The sequence below is a fragment of the Ideonella sp. genome (assembly GCF_044358605.1).
Classification (GTDB): Bacteria; Pseudomonadota; Gammaproteobacteria; order Burkholderiales; family Burkholderiaceae_C; genus Ideonella.
Genome location: NZ_JBIKNQ010000011.1, coordinates 18,991 through 36,518, shown reverse-complemented (window position 1 = coordinate 36,518; position 17,528 = coordinate 18,991). Strand labels below are relative to the sequence as shown.

The window sequence follows — 17,528 nt, the reverse complement described above, 5'->3', positions numbered from 1 at the left end:
AAAGGTGGCGAAGTCGGGGTTGGAATACTATCTTCAAAACTGCGTTGCTTTGTAGCTGTCATGCTTCGGGACGTGTCGTTACCCCTGACCTGCCCCCCCTTTCACGCCTTAAACGTCATCCAAGGCCGCAACCGCGCCACCCCCTCAATCAGCCCCGCATCTACCTGCGCATCAATCACGGCCCCAATGGGCTTGTAGGCCTGCGGTGCTTCTTCGATCAAGCGCTCTTCCCTCAGCGTTACGCATTGCCAATCGGCCCCTGATGTTGGCGTTGGTTTGATTCCGCGTGTCTCTTGGCGGCGTATGCGCCTGCCAGCCCCGTGGCTGCAAGACCAGAGCCAATCAGCATGGCCCAGCCCTCGGGCGATGTAGGAGGCGTCGCCCATGGAGCCTGGAATGAGTGCCAGGTCGCCGTGCCGTGCGGGCGTTGCGCCCTTGCGGTGGATGTTCAGGCCTTGCTCGGTCAACACGACGTTATGCGGCACATCAACCACCAGGCGAGACTTCTCCGCGCCGAAGAGGTCGGCCATCTCCCGCCTCACCATCTCGGCCAGCACCACACGGTTCAGCCAGGCGTATCGGGCAGCCACGCCCATGGCCTGAAGGTATTCGTGGGCCAGGGGCCCTGCCAGTGCATACAACTTGCTCTCCGGGTGGCGCACGCCCGCAGGCCAGGCCTCGCGTGCGCGGTCCATCCACCGGCCGCCCACAAAAAAGCCAACGTCGCGTGAGCCGCTGTGGATCATCGCCACCACGTCGCCAGCCTTCAGACCATGGGCATAGGCCGCGTGTCGGTCCAGCACCTTGTCCACGACTTGAAGCTCGACAAAGTGGTTACCGCCACCAGGCGTGCCCAAGCACGGGTCTCGAAAGACCTCGCGTCCGCTGACAAAGGCCTCCGGTGCATAGCGTGAGTTTGCAGGCAGGCTGTCCAGACCAATGCAACGCGTCACTTCTTCGGCTAGGCGGTCGCGGTCCACGCTGCCCCACAGCCCTTCCGGCTGAATCTTGTCGATGAAGGCCATGGGGCCTGCATCGAACAGGGCCTTGAACGCGCTGGTATGCGTGGGAATGTTGCGCTCGTTTTCAAGCAGCACGGATTGCAAGCGCGCGATGAGTTCGGACTTTCGTGGCGCAAGCTGGGCCAAAGACATGCCGGTCGTCAGCAGGCGCATGCCGCAATTGATGTCGGTGCCTATGGCCGCTGGAATGACCACATCCATTGGCGTGGCAACAACGGCGCCCACAGGGGCGATGGTGCCTGGGTGAAAGTCTGGCGTTGCGCAGGCGGCGCAAACCGCAGCGTCACCATGGGGCGTCTTGACGGAAGCAAATGCCAGCAATTGCTTGACCGCCTTTTCCTCCAGCGGCAGCGACGCGGGCAGGAGGATGGTCGCCTCGGTAGCTTCGTTGCGGACGGTGTAGACGCCGCCTTCGTAGCGCAGGTCTATGTGTGAGCGCGCGAAAGCTCTTTGAAGTCGGGTGAGTTTGGACATGGTGCTGTGCTTTCCGGGGCACCGTGGGCCCCGAGGCCTGGAGGAAGTTCCAGGCGAAAAGGATCGGCTCCGAGCAAATGGCCGGAGCGGGATGCCTTTTCTGCAGCAGCAGTCAGAAAGGAAGGGCGCGAGTGTACGGGCGATGGGCCGTCAAGGCAAACCAGCAGGTGCGGCGGGCATCTGACGTTTTGGGCCTGTTGCTCGCGGGGCATCGCGGCTTGTCGGCTGGCTGAGGCCCATAAGCCGTGATGCTCAATCTCTGCTTAAGTTTGCACTCGCTCACTGATTAGGCGCTGCCAATCCTCAGTGCGGTGCTGCGTCTGCGGAACCTTCCTGAAACCTTCCGCTTGATTTGCCCCCGATTTTTCGTCCGTATCAGCCCCCGTCATCTTCCCGGAAGGTCAAAAAGAGCCCCTGAAACCACAGTTCGTTCCAAGCCGCTGCCCATGGTGGGTGGTGGCTGGTTCAACCGCCAATTCAGGAGGCTCTCATCATGTCTATGTTTCGTGTCTACATCCGCCGTGTCACCACCAAGCCCCCGGTGTGGGACTGGATGCAAACGGTCTCGGCCAAGACGGCCGGTGATGCGCTGAACAGCGCTTACCAAAGCTGGGTTGAAAGCAACCCCAACCCAGCGGCGCCGGCGCTGTCGGCCTGCCAGACGCAGGTCAACCCCATCACCATGGAAGCCCACGCGCTGGCTGCCGCCATGCCGCCGGCCCAGCAGGCCTTTATGCAGCAGTTGCAGAGCCAGGTGGCAGCAGCGCTCAGCAGCCAGTTGAACGGCCAGTTCGAGCTGGTCAATGCGCCACAGGGCTTTAACTACGGCATCACCTATGGGCCCAATGCTTACTTCAACCCGGCCACTTACACCACGCTGGATTCGCTGTTAACGGTGTCCAGCAACGGCAATTTGGCGCTCACGGGCCAAAGCTTCTCAACGCTGTATGCCCAGATCTTGCAGGCCGTGGCGTTCCAGTTCTCGCAGGCCGACCAGGCGCAGATGAACAAGCAGGACACGGCCGCCAGTGCGCAAGTCGCGTCCATCTTGACGGAGTTCACCAACGCCGGGGGCAGCTTTTCCAACCCGCTGCCTTTGGGCGGCAAGCTGCAAGACGTGTTCAACCAGCTCATCAAACAGTATGGCGACGTCAGCAAGCTGCCCAGCACGCTCAATTCTCTGCGCAACGCCATTGCGTCGTATCAGGCGGCGGCCGGTGCCAGTTATGCCTTGCACAACCGCTATTACCTGGCCACAGCCCGGCTGCAGGCGGCGCAGGCCAATGTCACCGCGCCCAGCGCGGCCAACGGCGGCATGCCTGTCAGCCCGACCCAGTGGGTGCCAGGCTACACGCCCAGCCAACTGCCCTCAGACAACCAGTTGATCGGCGGGCTGAACACCACCACGAACGCGGTCAACGTGGCGGTGAGCCTGAGCAACTTCACGTCCAACTCCTCGCAGATGAGCGTATCGGGCAAGGCGGGGCTGACCATTCCGATTCTGGATGTGCTGGACATCTCGCTCGGCGGCTCAGCGTCTTACAACCTGTCGCGCTACACCAGCAGCGGCTCGTCGGTGAACATGAGCTTCAACTACCCCGGCATCACCCTGGCGCCCGCCACGCCCTCGGCCCTGAGCCTGGACAACAGCACGGGCTGGTTCGACATGGATATCCTCACCGAGGTGGTGGCCAACTCCGGCAAAGACGCCACGGGCTATGCCTTGCAGGGCAGCGCTTTCTCGGTGGCCGACGTGTTTGGCGTGGGCAAGGCGCTCTCCCGGCTCAAGACCTTTGTGATCTGCCAGGCGCCCACCATCACCATGGTCTTCACCCAGGCCAACAACAGCCTGATCACCAGCGACCTGCAGGTCAACGCCTCCATCAAGCTGGACCTGTTCGGCCTGTTCACCCTGGGCTCCGCCTCGGGCTCCTACCAGGTGCAAGACGTGAAGCAAGACAACCAAGCCGGCACCGTCACCGTCACCTTCGGCCCCCCCGTGGTCAGCGGCACCATTCCGCTGCAGCAACAAGTGGCCTATGTGCTGGGCGGCGTGCCGTCGTATCCGCCGGTGCAGGTCTGACCTGAGCCTGCACCCGGGGCGCCGTGGCCCGTCCATGCGCCCCAGGGTGCCTTCCCTTGACCACACTGGTCACCCCTTGATCTGAAGGGAGGGGTGGCCGGACCGTGCTTGGCCATGTGCCGTCGACGAGTTTGTCGGCGGCCGCCCTTGGAGAGTGGCGATGTCTGCCCTGATGCCCCAAGACCCCCCCAGCCCGCAACTGATCGAGCAGGCCTTGCACCAGGTCTGCGCCAGCCCCGAGTTCGCCCGCTCGGCGCGTGCCCGTGCCCTGCTGACCTACCTGGTGCGCCATGGTTTGTTGGGCGGTGGCGAGCCCGTCAGCGAGATGGGCATTGGCTTGGCCGTGTTCCGTCGCGACCCGGCCACCTACAGCCCGGGTGAGGACCCAATCGTGCGGGTGGAGGTGGGGCGCTTGCGCCGCCGCCTGACCGCCTATTACGCGCAGGCCCAACCGTCGCCCACCTGGCAACTGTGCCTGCCCCAAGGCGGCTACCAGGTGGTGTGCCGCTGGCTCAGCACCTTGCCCGGCGCTGGGCTGGCCATGCGGCCCCTGTGCGGCCTGGGCCCACATGAGTCGGCCAACGACTTTGCCACCGCGCTCAACGACATGCTGCGCCACCACTTGCAGTCCACCTTTGGCCAACTGCAATGGGCCTGGCAACAGCCACCCCGGGGGGCCTATGTCATTGACGGCAATGTGCGTCAGGGGCAAGACGGTTTGGTGACGATGCTGCGCCTGTGGCAGGCCGACACCGGGCGCCAACTGTGGAGCACGGTGCTGGAGCACGAACCTGCACTGCGCTCGGACCACGCTCGCCAGATGTGCCAGTTGTGCGCCTCCGCCATTCAGGTCACCTTGGGCAGGCCGAGCCTGGCGGCTTGAGGCCCGTCGCCGCAGGGGTGAGCACCGGAAAGGCGTCGACGCGGGCCAGCCACCCCCTGAGGTAGCGCCGCAGGGCTGGGTGCTGCTGTACCAGACCCAGGTAATAGGCCCGCCGCGCGTCTTTGTAGTGGGTGTAGATCTGCACCATGTCGTGGTGCTCCAGGGTGGCCACCACGTCCGGGGTCATGGTCGGTGCCACGGCATGGTTGGCGCCGGCGGCGTTCAGCACCTGGTACAGGCAGACGATGGCGTGCGAGCCTGCATTGACATGAAAGTCGAACACGATGTCGGCCAAGGGCTGCAGGCTGATGTCGTCGCCATAGGTGCGGTCCCAGTACTCCACTTTGTAGATCTTGGCGGCCTGGCGCTCGGTCAGCTCGCGCAGGTTGTCCAGGCTGGGCAACACCCCCAGCAGCGGCTTGGCATAACGCTTGAAAGTGGCCAGCGTGATGCCCATGTTGGTGGCCCCGCCCGGGTCGTGCGGGTCGTTGACAAAGCCCCCTTCAAAGCGCAGCAGCGTGGGGAAGAAGAGTTGAAATTGGGCCATGGTTTACGGGCTCAGCAGAGGGTGAATTGCAGGTCATGCCACTGCAGGTCGCGCTCGGTGTCGGCAAACTGCAGGTCCCAGCGCAGCCACAGCCTGTGCCTGACCTCTGCCACCGGCTTGAACACGGCGGTGTGTGCCGTCAGCTCGGTTGGGCCCAGGCGCTGCAGGCAGCGCGCACCGTCCTGCAGGTGCAGGGCATCCAGCGCCACACCCGCGCCCATCTGGCACCGCCAACCTACGGCCAAGCAGTGGGTGATCGTGCCAGCCGCCAGGGCCACCGGCACTTCCGCCATCAAGGCCACGCGGCTGTAAGAGCACCCGCGCAAGTGCAGCGCCAAGGTGCTGGCCTCATGCTGTACCAGCTCGGCCTCCTTGGGGGTCAGCACTTGCAGGGCTGGCCCGGGCAGCCAGGCTTGGGTGGCTGCGGGGCCACCCAAGGCAGCCGGGCTGGCCTCGGGCCGCCACAGGCACCCCATGGCCAGCAAGCGCAGGCTATGCCAGCCCACCTGTCGGCGGTTGACCGGGCGCAGGTGCTCGGCTGCGGCCAAAGCGGCGCAGTGTGGCGGCATGGGCAGGTCGGTCTTGGCCATGGGGCGATGCTTTCAAACAACCGCGAGGCAAGGTGATGGGGCGCCGCGCTTACAGCTTGGCCAACTCGTCCAGGAAGGCCGAATGCAGGATCTGCATGACACCCTGGACCTTGGTCAGGTCGCTGGAGGTCGAGGCAAACTGATACGTTCCCACTTTGATCTCCGGCATCTGCGTGCTCCACTGAGCGACGTTGTTGACGTTAGGTGCGTCGTAATGCAGGTTGCCCACCAGATTGGCGAATGAGCGGCCCAACCAAGGGTCGCAGACGCAGAAGGCGTCGACGTTGGCCTTGTCGACGGCATAGCCCATGTTGGACGTGATCACATAGGCGTGGTCAAAGTTGGTGCCCCGGTACCAACCCACCGTGAGATTGCTGGCCGCCGCGTAGGCCGCCTGGAATTTGCCGTCCTTGGGCAGCGTGGTGAGCAAGAGGTAGCCGAGCAGAGAAGTCTCTCCGCAGTTGCCGGTGGCATTGCTGGCGGCACGCACGGCTAGGGCTTCATAGGCTTGCTTGGTGGTCGAGCCCGTCGCCCCGGCGGCCTGTTGCCAGGTCGGGTGGGGGTTGGCGCCATCGTTCCACAAGGTGGCGTAGGCCTTGAACGTGGCATAGACATCGGCCTGCTTCTGGATGTTCAGGGCCGACTGTTGTGCCGGGGTCAGCACAGCGCCCCAGGCGGTGGGCGTTTTGTCGCCATTGGCAATGAGCTGGTAGATCGCCGTCACACGGGCTAAGCCTAGAAAGTCCACCATGGCGCCCAGCCATGAGCCGCGCGTCTTCTTGAGGTTGTCGAGGTCGTCCAGGCGCAGCCCCAGGTCCAGGCCGATCTGTCGAATGCCTGCGCCATAGCTCAGCAAGTTGCTGCTGCCGGTGATGAAGGTGCGCACCGCCAGTGCGGCGGCGGTGCAGTACTTGGTCATGTCTGCCTTGAGCATGTGAATCTCCAGTGTTGCTTGGGTTCATTGGATGGCGGCGACAGCGTCGCCGCAAAGCCCCGCAGCCATGGTGGCTGCGGAAGCGATGAGGGGCCGATCAGGCCGTCTGCACCGGCTGCATGGCCAGTTCCATGTTCTTGCCGAACATGGTCAGAAGCATCTTGATGCCGTCGGGGATGGGCTGCTGCTCGGCCTTGACCTCGACGTGGTAGCGGGCGCTGTTGCTCTTCTGGTAGCTCTGCTTGTCGGTGTGCGAGGTCTCGCTGTCGTGCGAGATAGCCCCCTTGACCTCCACGCTGAAGCAGCCCCAGCCGGCCTTGGCGTCGAACGAGCCTTCGGCATGGTCCTTGGTCTTGCTTTGGTCTTCTGTTTCGTGGGTGTAGCTGGACTTGACCTCCATGTCGAAGGTGATGTCCACCGCGGTCACCGCCAAGGACGGGATGGGCATCATGGTGAGGATGGGGAAGTCCATGGTCAGCGCCGAGTTGGCCGCCGTGACCTTGCCGTCTTTGTCCACCACGGGGCGCGTCCCGTTCATCTCGATGGCCGCTGTGATGGGCTTGTAGCCCACCAGTGCGCCGTTCTTCTCCACCCGGCTGAAGCCGGTGTTAAGGATGTAGTTGGTCTGGGTCATCGCCAAACTTTGCTGGGCCTCTGCCGCCGCTTGCAGAGGCCCCCCGATCAGGGACTTCATGGGCAAGCCAGAGAACTGCTGGGCCATGCTCAGCAGACCGGTGTCAATCGAATCAGCCATGTGTATCTCCGTTTGAAATTTGAGAGGGCGGGAAATCGCCGCTCCCCTTCCAGCGCGCCATCAGGTTGGTAGTTGGGCGTTGAGAAGCTTGTCGTAAGCCCCGACCAGGCGATTCAGTCCGGCAGGAACGTCAAGACCATGCACGATGATCTTGAGTTCGGCCGTCTGGTCGTCAGAGGGGCTCATCTGGACGGTCACGTCTGGCAGTCCATCGGGGCTCCAGTCGTTGGTATTTGCCTTGTCCGAGTCGCTGTCTTTGGCGGCATCGGTCTCTACCAAACCCAGGTTCACACGGGTCAAGATCTCGGCGCGGTCAATGACATAGGTACGCAGAGGTACCAAGGTGATCAGAGGCACCTTGACGGCGTGGTCGACCAGAGACACTTTGCCGTTGACGGAGGTCTCCCTGGGCACGCTGAGGTGCACCATGCGGGGCCGCCATTTACCGTTCGGGAAGGCGGGTGGCGGCGTCTGGTCGCCGTAGTACTCGAAGAACTGCGCCAATTCCTCCATGTGTTGGGCACCGACGCTGCGGTGGGCGTCGACGATGGCGTGCTTGATCCCGCTGATCAGTTCACCTAACTTGGCGCTCATGGTTCACTCCGATGGAGACTGAGCGAGCCGAGCCGGAAGCCCCGTCGCTCTGGGGTGGTGTGGGGAAGAAGAAGGGGGTTTTGTGTGACCTCTGCCGGGCTCGACGACAGGCTCAGCCCTGGGGTCGGTGGTCGCGCCACGTACCGGCCAGGCCAGCTCAGCACGCGACGCCACAGGTCGATGAAGCCGGCCATCGCCAGGGCCGACAGGCCCGTGGTCAAGCCAGCCGGCTGCAGCCCGATCAGGCCCTCCAGTGGGGGGGCGGTCTCCAGGTGCAGCATGCACAGCGCCGCCAAGCCAATGTCGGCCGAGCGCTGCGTGGCCGCGCCCCACAAGGGGTTGATGGCGCGGCCACGCGTGGCTGCCCAGGCCCTGATCGGCGACCCGGCCACGGCGCTGGCGCGTTCAATCACCAAGGCCGCCCACAGCCATGACCAGGCACTCGCCGCAAACAAGCCACTGCTTGCATTCATCATGAACTCCCACAAGAGAAGGTGTGGGGCTCACGATAGGAGGTGTTCGAGCTGCTCGTAAGTAACGTTACGGTGTCATCTCGAAAAGCGCAGACGAAAAAAACCGGCTCAAAGGAGCCGGTCATTTGGAGCGTTAAGACGGGGTCAGTAGCGCCCGCCACCAAAGCCACCCGTGCCGTAGCCCACATCGGCACGGTTGCTGCGGGTGTAGCCTTCGGCGCTGTAGCCGCCGGGGCTCTTGCTGGCTTCGCGCGGGCGGGCAAGGTTGACCACGATGGCGCGGCCGCTCACAGACATGCCGTTCAGGGCGGTGATGGCGGCTTGGGCGTTTTCTGCGGAGTCCATTTCCACAAAGCCGAAGCCTTTGGATTGGCCGGTGTCGCGGTCCATCATGACCTTGGCGGACGAGACCTTGCCGAACTCCGAGAAGTTGCTGCGCAGGCTGTCGTCGGTCACGGAATAGGGCAGGTTGCCCACATAGATTTTGCTGCTCATGGTGGAGCCTTTCTGGGGTTTGCTTGCGCCCTCAGGGCGCAGGGGTGCCACGCGGGAAGCCGCTGTGGCGTGGAATGGGGCAAGTCGCGGCAAGGCCGCTGTCAGCACACAGGCGGGTGCGGCATGCTGGCTTGCAGCCAGCCTTGGGTCACCGCAAAAACGCGCGCAGCGTTGGGTGAAGCAAAGGTCTTGTCAAAGCGGAACACGCTGCAGTAACTGCCGTTACCGCGTTGGCGCTGGACCGAGAAAGAGGCGCGGAAGCGGCCGCAGTCGGTCGGGTGTGTCGCGGGCGAAACGACGTACTGGCCCATGGAGATGGCGAGATTCGGAATCTTGTTCAGTCGAGAAGGCGGGCTTGCGAATAAAGAAAGCCGCGCGGGAGCGTGATGGCTCTGGGGGCTGCAGTGCTTGCTGCAGGCCAAGAGAATGAAGAGCCGTTGGGGGCGGCTCGCTTGGCGCATGCGCCGCGTGTCAAACGGGGCGCTGCTGCTGTCAAGCGGTTGCCATTGTAGCTTTGTCGGCCATGTCGGGCCGCGCGATCAAAACGTCCCCGGATACGCCCCGCCGTCCATCAAGATGTTTTGCCCGGTGATGTAGCCCGCATGGGCGCTGCACAGAAAGGCGCAGGTGGCGCCAAACTCGGCGGCTTGGCCAAAGCGGCGGCTGGGGTTTTGGGCTGCTCGGGCGCTCATCACCTCTGACAGCGGGCGGCCGCTACGCTGGGCCTCGCCGTTCATCACGCTGTGCAGGCGGTCGGTGTCAAAGGGGCCGGGCAGCAGGTTGTTGAGCGTGACATTGCGGCTGGCCAGACGGGGCTGGCGCGCCAAGCCCGCCACAAAGCCGGTCAGCCCTGAGCGTGCGCCGTTGGAGAGGCCCAGGATGTCGATGGGGGCTTTGACGGCGGCCGAGGTGATGTTGACGATGCGGCCAAAGCCGCGCTCGGCCATGTTGTCCACCACGGCCTTGATCAGCTCAATGGGGGTCAGCATATTGGCGTCCAGCGCGGCGATCCACGCGTCGCGGTCCCATTGCCTGAAGTCGCCGGGCGGCGGGCCACCGGCATTGGTGACCAAGATGTCCACCTGCGGGCAAGCGGCCAGGGCCAGGGCGCGGCCTTTCGCGGTGGTGATGTCACCCGCCACCGCGCGCACCTGCACGCCGGGGTTCAGGCCGCGCAGCTCGGCCGCGGTGGCTTCCAGGGCTTCTGCCCCGCGCGCGGTGATCACCACGTTCACGCCCTCTTGCACCAAGGCTTGCGCGCAGCCTTTGCCCAAGCCCTTGCTGGCGCCACAGACCAGCGCCCATTTGCCGTCGATGTTCAGGTTCATGGGGCTGATCTTACGGTGGGCGCGGGCGGGCTTGGTGCGCGGCTATGACATTTGTCTAGGCCCGAGTGCCCGGTGGGGTTTAGGCTTGGGCACCATAATCCGCCACCTGTTGCCGATGACGGAAGAGCCATGCCGAACAAGCCTTTGCCGCTCGCGTTTGTCCTCAGCCCTGAGGTGCCGACGGCCTTGTTGGATGTCCTGCGCACGCATTTCATTGTGTCGATCACCGATGCCCAAGGGGTGATCGTGGAGGTCAATGATGCGTTTTGTGCCATCAGCCAGTTCAGCCGCGAGGAGTTGCTCGGCGCAACCCATCGGGTCATCAATTCACACCAGCACCCGCGCGAGTTCTTTGTGGACATGTGGCGGCGCATCTCCCAGGGTGAGTCTTGGCGGGGCGACATTTGCAACCGAGCTAAAGACGGCTCGCTGTATTGGGTGGACAGCGTCATCACGCCCTTCATGGGCACCGATGGCCAAATCACGAACTATCTCTCGATCCGCAGCGACATCACCCAACGCAAGCAGCAAGAGGAAGCGCTGCGCAAGAGCGAGCAGTTGCTCCACCGCACGGGTGCCCTGGCGGCCGTGGGCGGCTGGGAGCTAGATGTGGCCAGCCGGCGGCTGACGTGGTCGCCCCAGACCTATGTTATTCATGGCATGCCCTCGGATGTAGCGCCCACGCTGGAAGAGGCCTTGGCGTTGTACCCCACGGCCTCCCGGGCACGAGTTCGCTTGGCCATGGACAAAGCGCTCGCCACCGCCGAGGGCTGGGACTTGGAGCTGCCCTTCAACCACCCCGATGGCCGCCCTTTGTGGCTGCGCATGGTGGGCGCGGTGGAGGTGGCCGATGGCCGCATGGTGCGCTTGCATGGCGCCATTCAAGATGTGACCGACTTGCGCGAGATGTCGGCCCGCATGGCGCAAGAACATGAGCTGTTGCGGGTGACGCTGCGCTCGATCGGCGACGCCGTCATCACCACCGATGCCAAAGGCCGCATTGCTTGGCTCAACCCGGTGGCCGAGCGCATGACAGGCTGGGTCTCCGATGATGCTCAGGGCTTGCCGCTGGAGCGGGTGTTCTACATCGTGCACGAGCAAACCCGCCAGCCCGCCCCCAACCCGGTGGCGGATTGTCTGCGGCGTGGTGAGGTGGTGTCGCTGGCCAGCCAGACGGTGCTCATCTCACGCGGCGGCATGGTGTACGGCATTGAAGACTCGGCCGCACCGATTCGCAACGAGCATGGTCATGTGCTGGGGGCGGTGCTGGTGTTCCATGATGTGACCGAGCAGCGCAGGCTCAGCGGCGAGATGCGCTATCGCGCCATGCACGACGCTCTGACGGGCTTGCTCAACCGCGCCGAGTTTGAAGCGCGGCTGGGGCGGCTCTTGCAGCGGGTGCAAGAACACTCCAGCGAGCATGCCTTGCTCTATATCGACCTGGATCAGTTCAAGCTGGTGAACGACGCCTGCGGCCACATGGTGGGTGACCAGCTCTTGCAGCAGGTGGCCAAGCTGTTGACCGACACCGTGCGCACCCGCGACACCCTGGCCCGCTTGGGCGGCGATGAGTTTGCGGTGATCTTGGAGCACTGCACGGTAGACCAAGCCCAGCGCGTGGCGCACCAGATCTGCGAGCGCATGGAGGACTTCCGCTTCACGCATGACGAGCGGCGCTTTCGCATCGGCACCAGCATCGGCTTGGTGCCCATAGACCAGCGCTGGCGTAGCACCACCGCCGTGATGCAGGCGGCAGACACTGCCTGCTATGCCGCCAAAGAGGCCGGGCGCCACCGCGTGCATGCTTGGTTTGACACCGACGAAGCCCTGCGCCTGCGCCAAGGCGAGATGCAATGGGCCACCCGTTTGGAGCAGGCCCTGGACGAAGACCGCTTTGTGCTCTATGCGCAGTCCATCACCCCGATTCGAGAGGGCATGACTCAGGGCTTGCACGTGGAGATACTGCTGCGCCTGATGGACAAAGACGCGGGCGTGGTCTTGCCCGGCGCCTTTTTGCCAGCGGCCGAGCGCTTTCACTTAAGTGGTCGGGTGGACCGCTGGGTCTTGCGCCATGCGATTGCCCAACTCCGCCAACAAGGCCAGCTGAGCGACATTGACATGGTGTGCATCAACCTGTCTGGCCAGTCGGTGGGGGATAGAGACTTCCACCTGCGCGCCATCGACATGCTCACCGCCGCCGGCCCCGAAGTGTGCCGCTGCCTGTGCCTAGAGATCACCGAAACCGCTGCCATCACCAACCTGGTCGAAGCAGCTTCCTTCATCGCCCAATTGCATGCCCTGGGTGTGCGCATCGCGCTGGATGACTTTGGCGCCGGGGCGTCGTCGTTCAGTTACCTGAAGTCTTTGTCGGTGGACCTGATCAAGATCGACGGCCAGTTCATCCGCGACCTGATCGACGACCCGCTGGACGATGCCGCCGTACGCTGCTTTGTCGATGTGGCGCGCGTGGTGGGCGTGAAGACCGTGGCTGAGTATGTGGACAAGCCCGAAGTGCTGAAGCGCGTGGGCGACATCGGCATCGACTTTGCGCAAGGCTTCTTGCTGCACAAGCCAGAGCCACTGGAGAAGGTGTTGCGCGAGCGAGCGGTGCTGGCCTGACTCAGACCTGGACCACCACCGGGTACTCCGCCTTCAGGCCGTCTGCGCTGTTCACGAAAGGTCGGGTTAGAGCCGCTTGGTTGTCGGGGTTCAGGCGCCGCCAGAGCCCGTCGCGTTCATTGCCCGGGTCGCCTTGCACATAGAACTGGGTCGTCAACAGCGTCTGGTTATTGAGCTTGACCTTCACATGGATGTGCGGCGTGCGGCCGCTGTAGGGCGCGGGCTTAAGGGTGCGAAAGCGGTATCGGCCGTCTTTGCCCAGCGTGACCTGGCCAAAGCCCTGAAAGGCCCGGTCGGCTTTGCCACCATCACCTGGGTGATGGTAGTGGCCGTCTTGGTCGCACTGCCAGATCTCGATCACGCCGCCGGCCAGTGGCGTCCCCCGCGTGTCGGTGACCGTGCCCGTCACCCAGGCGGCCTGGCCCTTGCCGTAGGCTTGGCTGCCTGTGCGCAGCAGGTCAAAGTCGGTGTCCGCCGGCGGGGCGACGGGATAGAAGGGGCCTTCGGTCTGGCTGGGTGTTGGGCGCAGAGACTGGCCTTGCGCAAAGGCTGGGCTGAGCCAGGCGGGGGTCGTGGTGGCGGCCAAGAGGCCGGCGCCGCCGTTCAAGATGCGGCGGCGCAGGGGAGAGGGGTCGTTGGGGGGCATGACGGAGTTTCCTGGTGGAGCCCTCGGCCAAATCTGCCAGAAGGCGGTGAATGCGTGGGTGGATTGAGCGCTGTGGGGACGAAATAGTTCCGCTGTGCCGGTGCTACGACATCAGCAAGCCATGGGACGCTTGGTTGATGGTCATGCACCCGGGCGTGCTGGACCCGCAGGTGGAGCAACAAAGGCCCCTTCGGATGAGCACGGCGACCGTCATCGACGAGACGCCGATGTCGTTGACCATCAGCCCAGCGCTGCTGGATGGTTCAGGCGCAGTGTCTTGGAGCGCCGAGCGGCGGCTGTCACCACGTCGGCGCTGATACAGGGCAGCCGGCCGGGCGGGCCTTTGTGTCTGGTGGTCATAGCCTTGCCACGCCACACTGGCCGCACCTCAACTCGCTGCCCTTGCCCTCCATGACCGCCCTGGACCTGCTGCCCGTGAGCACCTATTGCCTGCTGATGTCGGGCACGCCCGGCCCCAACAACCTGATGCTGACCAGCTCGGGCGCGCACTTTGGCTATCGCAGCACCTTGCCGCAGATCCTGGGCATTGTGGTGGGGGTGGCGGTGCAGACGGCGCTGGTCTGCCTGGGGCTGGGCGCGGTGTTCACGGCCTACCCTTTGGTGCAGCAGACCTTGCGGGTGGCCGGGGCCTTGTACCTGGTGTTTCTGGCCGTCAAGCTCAGCAAAGCCAGCTTGGGCGAGGCCCGTGCCGCGCCCACGCCCAGCTTTGCGCAAGGGGCGCTGTTCCAGGTGGTCAACCCAAAGTCTTGGGTCAAGGCCATCACCATGGCGTCTCTGTTCATGCCGCCGGGCTTGAGCCCCTGGGCTGGCGCGCTGCTGCTGGCCCTGGTGGGCGCGGTCATCGCCCTGCCCAGCTTGTCGGTGTGGACGCTGTTTGGCGTGGCCATTCGGCGCTGGCTGTCGCACCCCACGGCGCAGCGGGTGTTCAACCTCGGCATGGCGGCTGCCTTGCTCGCCCTAGCAGTGAGTTTTCTGCGCTAAGCTGAGGCGATGTTCCGCCTTGACCGCGCCGCTGCCACGCCCCTGACCGAACAGGTCGAGCAGGGCCTGCGCGCCTTGATGGACAGCGGTCGCTTGCCCCCAGGGGCGCGGCTGATGTCGATTCGCCAATTGGCGCGGCAGTTGGGTGTCAGCGCCAACACCGTGGTCGCGGCCTATGACCGGCTGACGGCGGCAGGCTTGATCGACGCCCGGGGCACGGCTGGCTACTTTGTGTGCCGCCCGGCCGATGCGGCCGATGGCCCTGCCGCTTTGGCGGCGGGCGAGGCCCAAGAGGGCGTCTGGCTGGTGCAGCAAGCCAATGACCAGCCGCCCGGCATGCTGCTGGCCAGCAGTGGTGCACTGCCGCCCGCCTGGCTGGAAGACGCGGTGCCGGTGGCCGCCTTACAGCGCGCCATGAGCCGGTCGGTGGCTGGGATGGCCTCGCGCTGCCCGCCCCAAGGCTTGCCCGAGCTGCGCGAGCAGTTAGCCCAGATCCTGCGCGGCCAAGGTGTGGCGGTGGACGCGGGCCGGGTGCTGACCACCAGCGGCGGCACCCAGGCCATTGATCTGATCTGCCGCAGTTTTTTGCAGCCGGGTGACGCGGTGCTGGTTGAAGACCCGGGCTACTTTTTGATGTACGACCGCTTGCGCCGCGACGGCCTGCGCATCGTGCCCGTGGCCCGCACGCCCGAGGGGCTGGACCTGGCGCAACTCGAAGCCGCTTGCGAGGCCCATCGGCCGCGCCTGCTCTTCATGCAAACGGTGCTGCACAACCCCACGGGCTGGGGCAGCACTGCGGCTAACCTCGTCAAGGTCTTGGCGCTGGCCCAGCGCCATAGTTTTTTGGTGGCCGAGGACGATGTGCAGGGCCACTTCCACCACGGCCATCCCACGCGCTTGGCGGCGCTCTCCGGCCTGGACCGCGTCATCTACTACTCCAGCTTTTGCAAAGCCCTGAGCCCCGCTTTACGCATGGGCTATATCGCGGCCGACCCAGCGCTGCTGCGCCCGCTGATGCGCGAAAAGATCTGCGCCGTGCTGACCGGTGCGGCACTGAATGAGCTGGTGCTGCTGGAGGTGCTGCAAGCCGGGCGCTGGCGCAAGCACCTGGACCGACTCCAGCGCAAGCTGCAGCAGGCGCACCAGGCCGCCCGCCGCCACCTGAGCGGCGCTGGCGTGCGCCTGAACCACCCCGGCGAGGGCGGCCTGTTCTTGTGGGGCCAAGTGCCTGAAGGCGTGGATGTGGACTTGCTGGTGAATGACGCCTTTCAGAACCACATCCTGCTGGCCCGGGGCGCCACGTTTTCGGCCAGCAGCCATGCCGACCAACACCTGCGCTTCAACGTGGCGGTGTGCCAAACCCCGGCCGTGGCGCAGTACCTGCGCAGCCGCTTTGAGGCCTGCCACCAAGCCCAAACAGTGCTCGACCGCATGGGACACCCTTGACTGCTGGCGATGCGTGGCGCCTACAGAGCGTAGGCAAGATGGGGCTTTGCACCGGTTTCTCTGCCTGACCGCTTGAGGGACATCCGCAGACTGAACGCCGCCCTAGCCATGCCCTAACATCTGACCCTCCTGGAGCGCGGAGTCGGACGTTCATGTCATTGCTGAAATCACGAGGGCTGGAGCGAGCCCTGCTGACGGCCATCTTGAGTGGCTCGCTGGCCCACGCGGCACACGCCACCGAGGTGGAGTCCGTCACCCTGCCCGGTGGGCGGGTGATGGTGGTGTCCTCGGCACGGGTTTATGTCGCACCGGCCTATCAGCCCTCGATCCGCAATGTCGAGTTCTTGATGGGCTTGCGTGAAAAAGGCTTGGCCTTGCCACGGGTGCTGTTCGACCAAACCGGCGCCGCGCGGGTGCTCTTGTGCCGCGACGGATACCCGGTGTTCGGTACTGGGCGCGACACGTTTTCAGGCATGTTGGAGCGGGGGCTCAACACCGAGTCCACCATGGCGGGCTTGCTCAACAGCCAAGTGCCGCCGCTGCGTGCCACGCTCGACGAGGTGGCGCTGGAGCCTGGGGCGCAAGTGGGCACGCAGCAATGGCGACTCAAGCTCACCCTGTGGCCCTTTGAGCAAGCCCCGGTGCCGGTGCAACACACCCACACCTTCGTGGCCTCAGCGTTTTTGCCGCAAGGCTGCAATGACGCCGTGGCGGCCTTGATGCCCGCCTTGCAAGAGAGCCTGTGGGTGCTCTACGGCTCGGCTGGCTTGGAGTCGGCGGCGCGCCCTTAGCGCACCTGCACCAGCGGTGTGGCGGAGCCGCTGCCCAAGAGCACGGTGTTGCCGGCCTTGCCTGCGATGGCAATGGCGGCATCGCGCTGGGCCTCAATCTCGCGCATGCGGATCAATTGCGGTGTGATGGACTCGGCCAGGATGCGGTTGGCCTTGGCCTCGCCTTCCGCCTTGGCAATGGCTTTCTCGGCCTCAGCCTTGGTCAGCGCCAGTTCGCGCTGTGCTTGTTCAATGCGTTGGTCAGTGGCGGCCTTCTGACGAATGGCTTCTTCAATGCCCTTGTCGACCACCATATTGCGCACGTTGACGCTGGTCACGGTGAAAGCGCCTTGGTCGGCTGTGTCCAGCTCCGCCTGCAAGGTCTTGCGTACGGCTTCGGTGATCTCGGCACGCTTGGTGTGCATGGTGGTGGCTTCAAAAGACGCTACGGCCTTGTAAACCGCCTCGCGAGCTTCCCGCGAAACGCGGTTGTGACCAATGATCAAGTCACCGGCACCGTCCTTCACCACTTGGCTGTGCTTGACCACATCGCCTTGGTATTTGGCATACAGCGCGGGCACGCGCGAGCCGTCGACCTTGTAGATCACGTCCACATCCACATCTTGCATGGTGAGGTTGTCGCGTGACTTGGGCGTCATGTTCTCCAATTGAAAGAGCACCTCTTTGCTGGTGAACTCATCCACAGATTTGAACAAGGTGAAATAGACACCGGGCGGCATGGCGTCGGTGCCTACCTTGCCCAAGGTGCGCTCAACACCTACGTTGCCGGTGTCAATTTGGGTACAGGCAGCCAACAGTGCCACCATAGGCAGCAGCAACAGGGAGCGGGGAGTTCTCATCAGTTGTC

General features: G+C 64.4%; 19 protein-coding genes. 7 read left to right on the top strand and 12 right to left on the bottom strand.

Annotated elements, in window-relative coordinates:
• Positions 1-101: 101 nt before the first annotated feature.
• Positions 102-1,496: an RtcB family protein gene (locus ACIQ3Q_RS05955; RefSeq protein ID WP_396268097.1), complete on the bottom strand. Its 1,395-nt coding sequence runs from the start codon at positions 1,494-1,496 to the stop codon at positions 102-104.
• 493 nt (positions 1,497-1,989) lie between these two features.
• Between ACIQ3Q_RS05955 and ACIQ3Q_RS05950 the strand changes: the two genes are divergently transcribed.
• Together ACIQ3Q_RS05950 and ACIQ3Q_RS05945 are read left to right on the top strand one after the other, a co-directional pair.
• Positions 1,990-3,579, top strand: a complete 1,590-nt coding sequence (locus ACIQ3Q_RS05950; RefSeq protein ID WP_396268096.1) for a hypothetical protein — start codon at positions 1,990-1,992, stop codon at positions 3,577-3,579.
• A gap of 160 nt (positions 3,580-3,739) precedes the next feature.
• On the top strand, positions 3,740-4,462 hold the full coding sequence (locus tag ACIQ3Q_RS05945) for a hypothetical protein (protein ID WP_396268095.1): 723 nt from the start codon (positions 3,740-3,742) through the stop codon (positions 4,460-4,462).
• Here the strand turns inward: ACIQ3Q_RS05945 and ACIQ3Q_RS05940 are convergent.
• From ACIQ3Q_RS05940 to ACIQ3Q_RS05900, 9 genes are all read right to left on the bottom strand, one after another.
• Positions 4,431-5,009 (bottom strand): glycoside hydrolase family 108 protein, encoded by a 579-nt coding sequence (locus ACIQ3Q_RS05940; protein ID WP_396268094.1) that lies wholly within the window; start codon positions 5,007-5,009, stop codon positions 4,431-4,433. The two genes, ACIQ3Q_RS05945 and ACIQ3Q_RS05940, sit on opposite strands and share 32 nt — an antisense overlap.
• A gap of 11 nt (positions 5,010-5,020) precedes the next feature.
• Positions 5,021-5,599 carry a hypothetical protein gene (locus ACIQ3Q_RS05935; protein WP_396268093.1) on the bottom strand — a complete coding sequence of 193 codons (579 nt, stop codon included), beginning with the start codon at positions 5,597-5,599 and terminating at the stop codon, positions 5,021-5,023.
• A gap of 49 nt (positions 5,600-5,648) precedes the next feature.
• Entirely contained in the window at positions 5,649-6,533 is an 885-nt protein-coding gene (locus ACIQ3Q_RS05930; RefSeq protein WP_396268091.1) for a hypothetical protein, read from the bottom strand.
• Between the two features lie 97 nt (positions 6,534-6,630).
• A complete protein-coding gene (locus ACIQ3Q_RS05925) occupies positions 6,631-7,287 on the bottom strand; it encodes a DUF2589 domain-containing protein (protein WP_396268090.1) in 657 nt (218 codons plus the stop codon).
• Positions 7,288-7,347: 60 nt separating this feature from the next.
• On the bottom strand, positions 7,348-7,881 hold the full coding sequence (locus ACIQ3Q_RS05920; RefSeq protein ID WP_396268089.1) for a DUF2589 domain-containing protein: 534 nt from the start codon (positions 7,879-7,881) through the stop codon (positions 7,348-7,350).
• On the bottom strand, positions 7,878-8,354 hold the full coding sequence (locus ACIQ3Q_RS05915) for a hypothetical protein (RefSeq protein WP_396268088.1): 477 nt from the start codon (positions 8,352-8,354) through the stop codon (positions 7,878-7,880). Before ACIQ3Q_RS05915 ends, ACIQ3Q_RS05920 begins: the two co-directional genes overlap by 4 nt.
• 144 nt (positions 8,355-8,498) lie before the next feature.
• Complete coding sequence (locus ACIQ3Q_RS05910) at positions 8,499-8,849, bottom strand: RNA recognition motif domain-containing protein (RefSeq protein ID WP_396268087.1); 351 nt, start codon at positions 8,847-8,849, stop codon at positions 8,499-8,501.
• Between the two features lie 101 nt (positions 8,850-8,950).
• Entirely contained in the window at positions 8,951-9,160 is a 210-nt protein-coding gene (locus ACIQ3Q_RS05905; RefSeq protein ID WP_396268086.1) for a hypothetical protein, read from the bottom strand.
• Between the two features lie 228 nt (positions 9,161-9,388).
• The gene (locus ACIQ3Q_RS05900; RefSeq protein ID WP_396268085.1) at positions 9,389-10,177 is read right to left on the bottom strand and encodes an SDR family oxidoreductase; all 789 of its coding nucleotides are present in this window, start codon (positions 10,175-10,177) and stop codon (positions 9,389-9,391) included.
• A 129-nt stretch (positions 10,178-10,306) separates the two neighbouring features.
• Between ACIQ3Q_RS05900 and ACIQ3Q_RS05895 the strand changes: the two genes are divergently transcribed.
• Complete coding sequence (locus ACIQ3Q_RS05895) at positions 10,307-12,796, top strand: EAL domain-containing protein (RefSeq protein WP_396268084.1); 2,490 nt, start codon at positions 10,307-10,309, stop codon at positions 12,794-12,796.
• A gap of 1 nt (position 12,797) precedes the next feature.
• Here the strand turns inward: ACIQ3Q_RS05895 and ACIQ3Q_RS05890 are convergent, their stop codons facing one another.
• On the bottom strand, positions 12,798-13,442 hold the full coding sequence (locus ACIQ3Q_RS05890) for an intradiol ring-cleavage dioxygenase (RefSeq protein ID WP_396268082.1): 645 nt from the start codon (positions 13,440-13,442) through the stop codon (positions 12,798-12,800).
• A gap of 50 nt (positions 13,443-13,492) precedes the next feature.
• On the opposite strand from ACIQ3Q_RS05890, the gene ACIQ3Q_RS05885 reads away from it, so the two are divergent.
• The 4 genes from ACIQ3Q_RS05885 to ACIQ3Q_RS05870 all read left to right on the top strand — a co-directional run bounded on the left by ACIQ3Q_RS05885 (position 13,493) and on the right by ACIQ3Q_RS05870 (position 16,681).
• Positions 13,493-13,759 (top strand): hypothetical protein, encoded by a 267-nt coding sequence (locus ACIQ3Q_RS05885; protein ID WP_396268081.1) that lies wholly within the window; start codon positions 13,493-13,495, stop codon positions 13,757-13,759.
• A 94-nt stretch (positions 13,760-13,853) separates the two neighbouring features.
• On the top strand, positions 13,854-14,444 hold the full coding sequence (locus tag ACIQ3Q_RS05880) for a LysE family translocator (protein WP_396268080.1): 591 nt from the start codon (positions 13,854-13,856) through the stop codon (positions 14,442-14,444).
• Between the two features lie 9 nt (positions 14,445-14,453).
• Complete coding sequence (locus ACIQ3Q_RS05875; protein WP_396268078.1) at positions 14,454-15,890, top strand: PLP-dependent aminotransferase family protein; 1,437 nt, start codon at positions 14,454-14,456, stop codon at positions 15,888-15,890.
• 152 nt (positions 15,891-16,042) lie between these two features.
• On the top strand, positions 16,043-16,681 hold the full coding sequence (locus ACIQ3Q_RS05870; protein ID WP_396268077.1) for a hypothetical protein: 639 nt from the start codon (positions 16,043-16,045) through the stop codon (positions 16,679-16,681).
• On the opposite strand, the gene ACIQ3Q_RS05865 is transcribed toward ACIQ3Q_RS05870, so the two are convergent.
• Positions 16,678-17,520 carry an SPFH domain-containing protein gene (locus ACIQ3Q_RS05865; RefSeq protein WP_396268076.1) on the bottom strand — a complete coding sequence of 281 codons (843 nt, stop codon included), beginning with the start codon at positions 17,518-17,520 and terminating at the stop codon, positions 16,678-16,680. The genes ACIQ3Q_RS05870 and ACIQ3Q_RS05865 overlap by 4 nt on opposite strands.
• Positions 17,521-17,528 lie beyond the last annotated feature (8 nt).

What these genes read in the sequence shown, in the direction of transcription:
- ACIQ3Q_RS05885 (WP_396268081.1), top strand. Translation starts at nt 13,493, where the DNA reads ATGCGTGGGTGGATTGAGCGCTGTGGGGACGAAATAGTTCCGCTGTGC.
- ACIQ3Q_RS05935 (WP_396268093.1), bottom strand. Translation starts at nt 5,599, where the DNA reads ATGGCCAAGACCGACCTGCCCATGCCGCCACACTGCGCCGCTTTGGCC.
- ACIQ3Q_RS05930 (WP_396268091.1), bottom strand. Translation starts at nt 6,533, where the DNA reads ATGCTCAAGGCAGACATGACCAAGTACTGCACCGCCGCCGCACTGGCG.
- ACIQ3Q_RS05880 (WP_396268080.1), top strand. Translation starts at nt 13,854, where the DNA reads ATGACCGCCCTGGACCTGCTGCCCGTGAGCACCTATTGCCTGCTGATG.
- ACIQ3Q_RS05940 (WP_396268094.1), bottom strand. Translation starts at nt 5,009, where the DNA reads ATGGCCCAATTTCAACTCTTCTTCCCCACGCTGCTGCGCTTTGAAGGG.
- ACIQ3Q_RS05890 (WP_396268082.1), bottom strand. Translation starts at nt 13,442, where the DNA reads ATGCCCCCCAACGACCCCTCTCCCCTGCGCCGCCGCATCTTGAACGGC.
- ACIQ3Q_RS05865 (WP_396268076.1), bottom strand. Translation starts at nt 17,520, where the DNA reads ATGAGAACTCCCCGCTCCCTGTTGCTGCTGCCTATGGTGGCACTGTTG.
- ACIQ3Q_RS05915 (WP_396268088.1), bottom strand. Translation starts at nt 8,354, where the DNA reads ATGAATGCAAGCAGTGGCTTGTTTGCGGCGAGTGCCTGGTCATGGCTG.
- ACIQ3Q_RS05905 (WP_396268086.1), bottom strand. Translation starts at nt 9,160, where the DNA reads ATGGGCCAGTACGTCGTTTCGCCCGCGACACACCCGACCGACTGCGGC.
- ACIQ3Q_RS05910 (WP_396268087.1), bottom strand. Translation starts at nt 8,849, where the DNA reads ATGAGCAGCAAAATCTATGTGGGCAACCTGCCCTATTCCGTGACCGAC.
- ACIQ3Q_RS05920 (WP_396268089.1), bottom strand. Translation starts at nt 7,881, where the DNA reads ATGAGCGCCAAGTTAGGTGAACTGATCAGCGGGATCAAGCACGCCATC.
- ACIQ3Q_RS05925 (WP_396268090.1), bottom strand. Translation starts at nt 7,287, where the DNA reads ATGGCTGATTCGATTGACACCGGTCTGCTGAGCATGGCCCAGCAGTTC.
- ACIQ3Q_RS05955 (WP_396268097.1), bottom strand. Translation starts at nt 1,496, where the DNA reads ATGTCCAAACTCACCCGACTTCAAAGAGCTTTCGCGCGCTCACACATA.
- ACIQ3Q_RS05945 (WP_396268095.1), top strand. Translation starts at nt 3,740, where the DNA reads ATGTCTGCCCTGATGCCCCAAGACCCCCCCAGCCCGCAACTGATCGAG.
- ACIQ3Q_RS05950 (WP_396268096.1), top strand. Translation starts at nt 1,990, where the DNA reads ATGTCTATGTTTCGTGTCTACATCCGCCGTGTCACCACCAAGCCCCCG.
- ACIQ3Q_RS05900 (WP_396268085.1), bottom strand. Translation starts at nt 10,177, where the DNA reads ATGAACCTGAACATCGACGGCAAATGGGCGCTGGTCTGTGGCGCCAGC.
- ACIQ3Q_RS05895 (WP_396268084.1), top strand. Translation starts at nt 10,307, where the DNA reads ATGCCGAACAAGCCTTTGCCGCTCGCGTTTGTCCTCAGCCCTGAGGTG.
- ACIQ3Q_RS05870 (WP_396268077.1), top strand. Translation starts at nt 16,043, where the DNA reads ATGTCATTGCTGAAATCACGAGGGCTGGAGCGAGCCCTGCTGACGGCC.
- ACIQ3Q_RS05875 (WP_396268078.1), top strand. Translation starts at nt 14,454, where the DNA reads ATGTTCCGCCTTGACCGCGCCGCTGCCACGCCCCTGACCGAACAGGTC.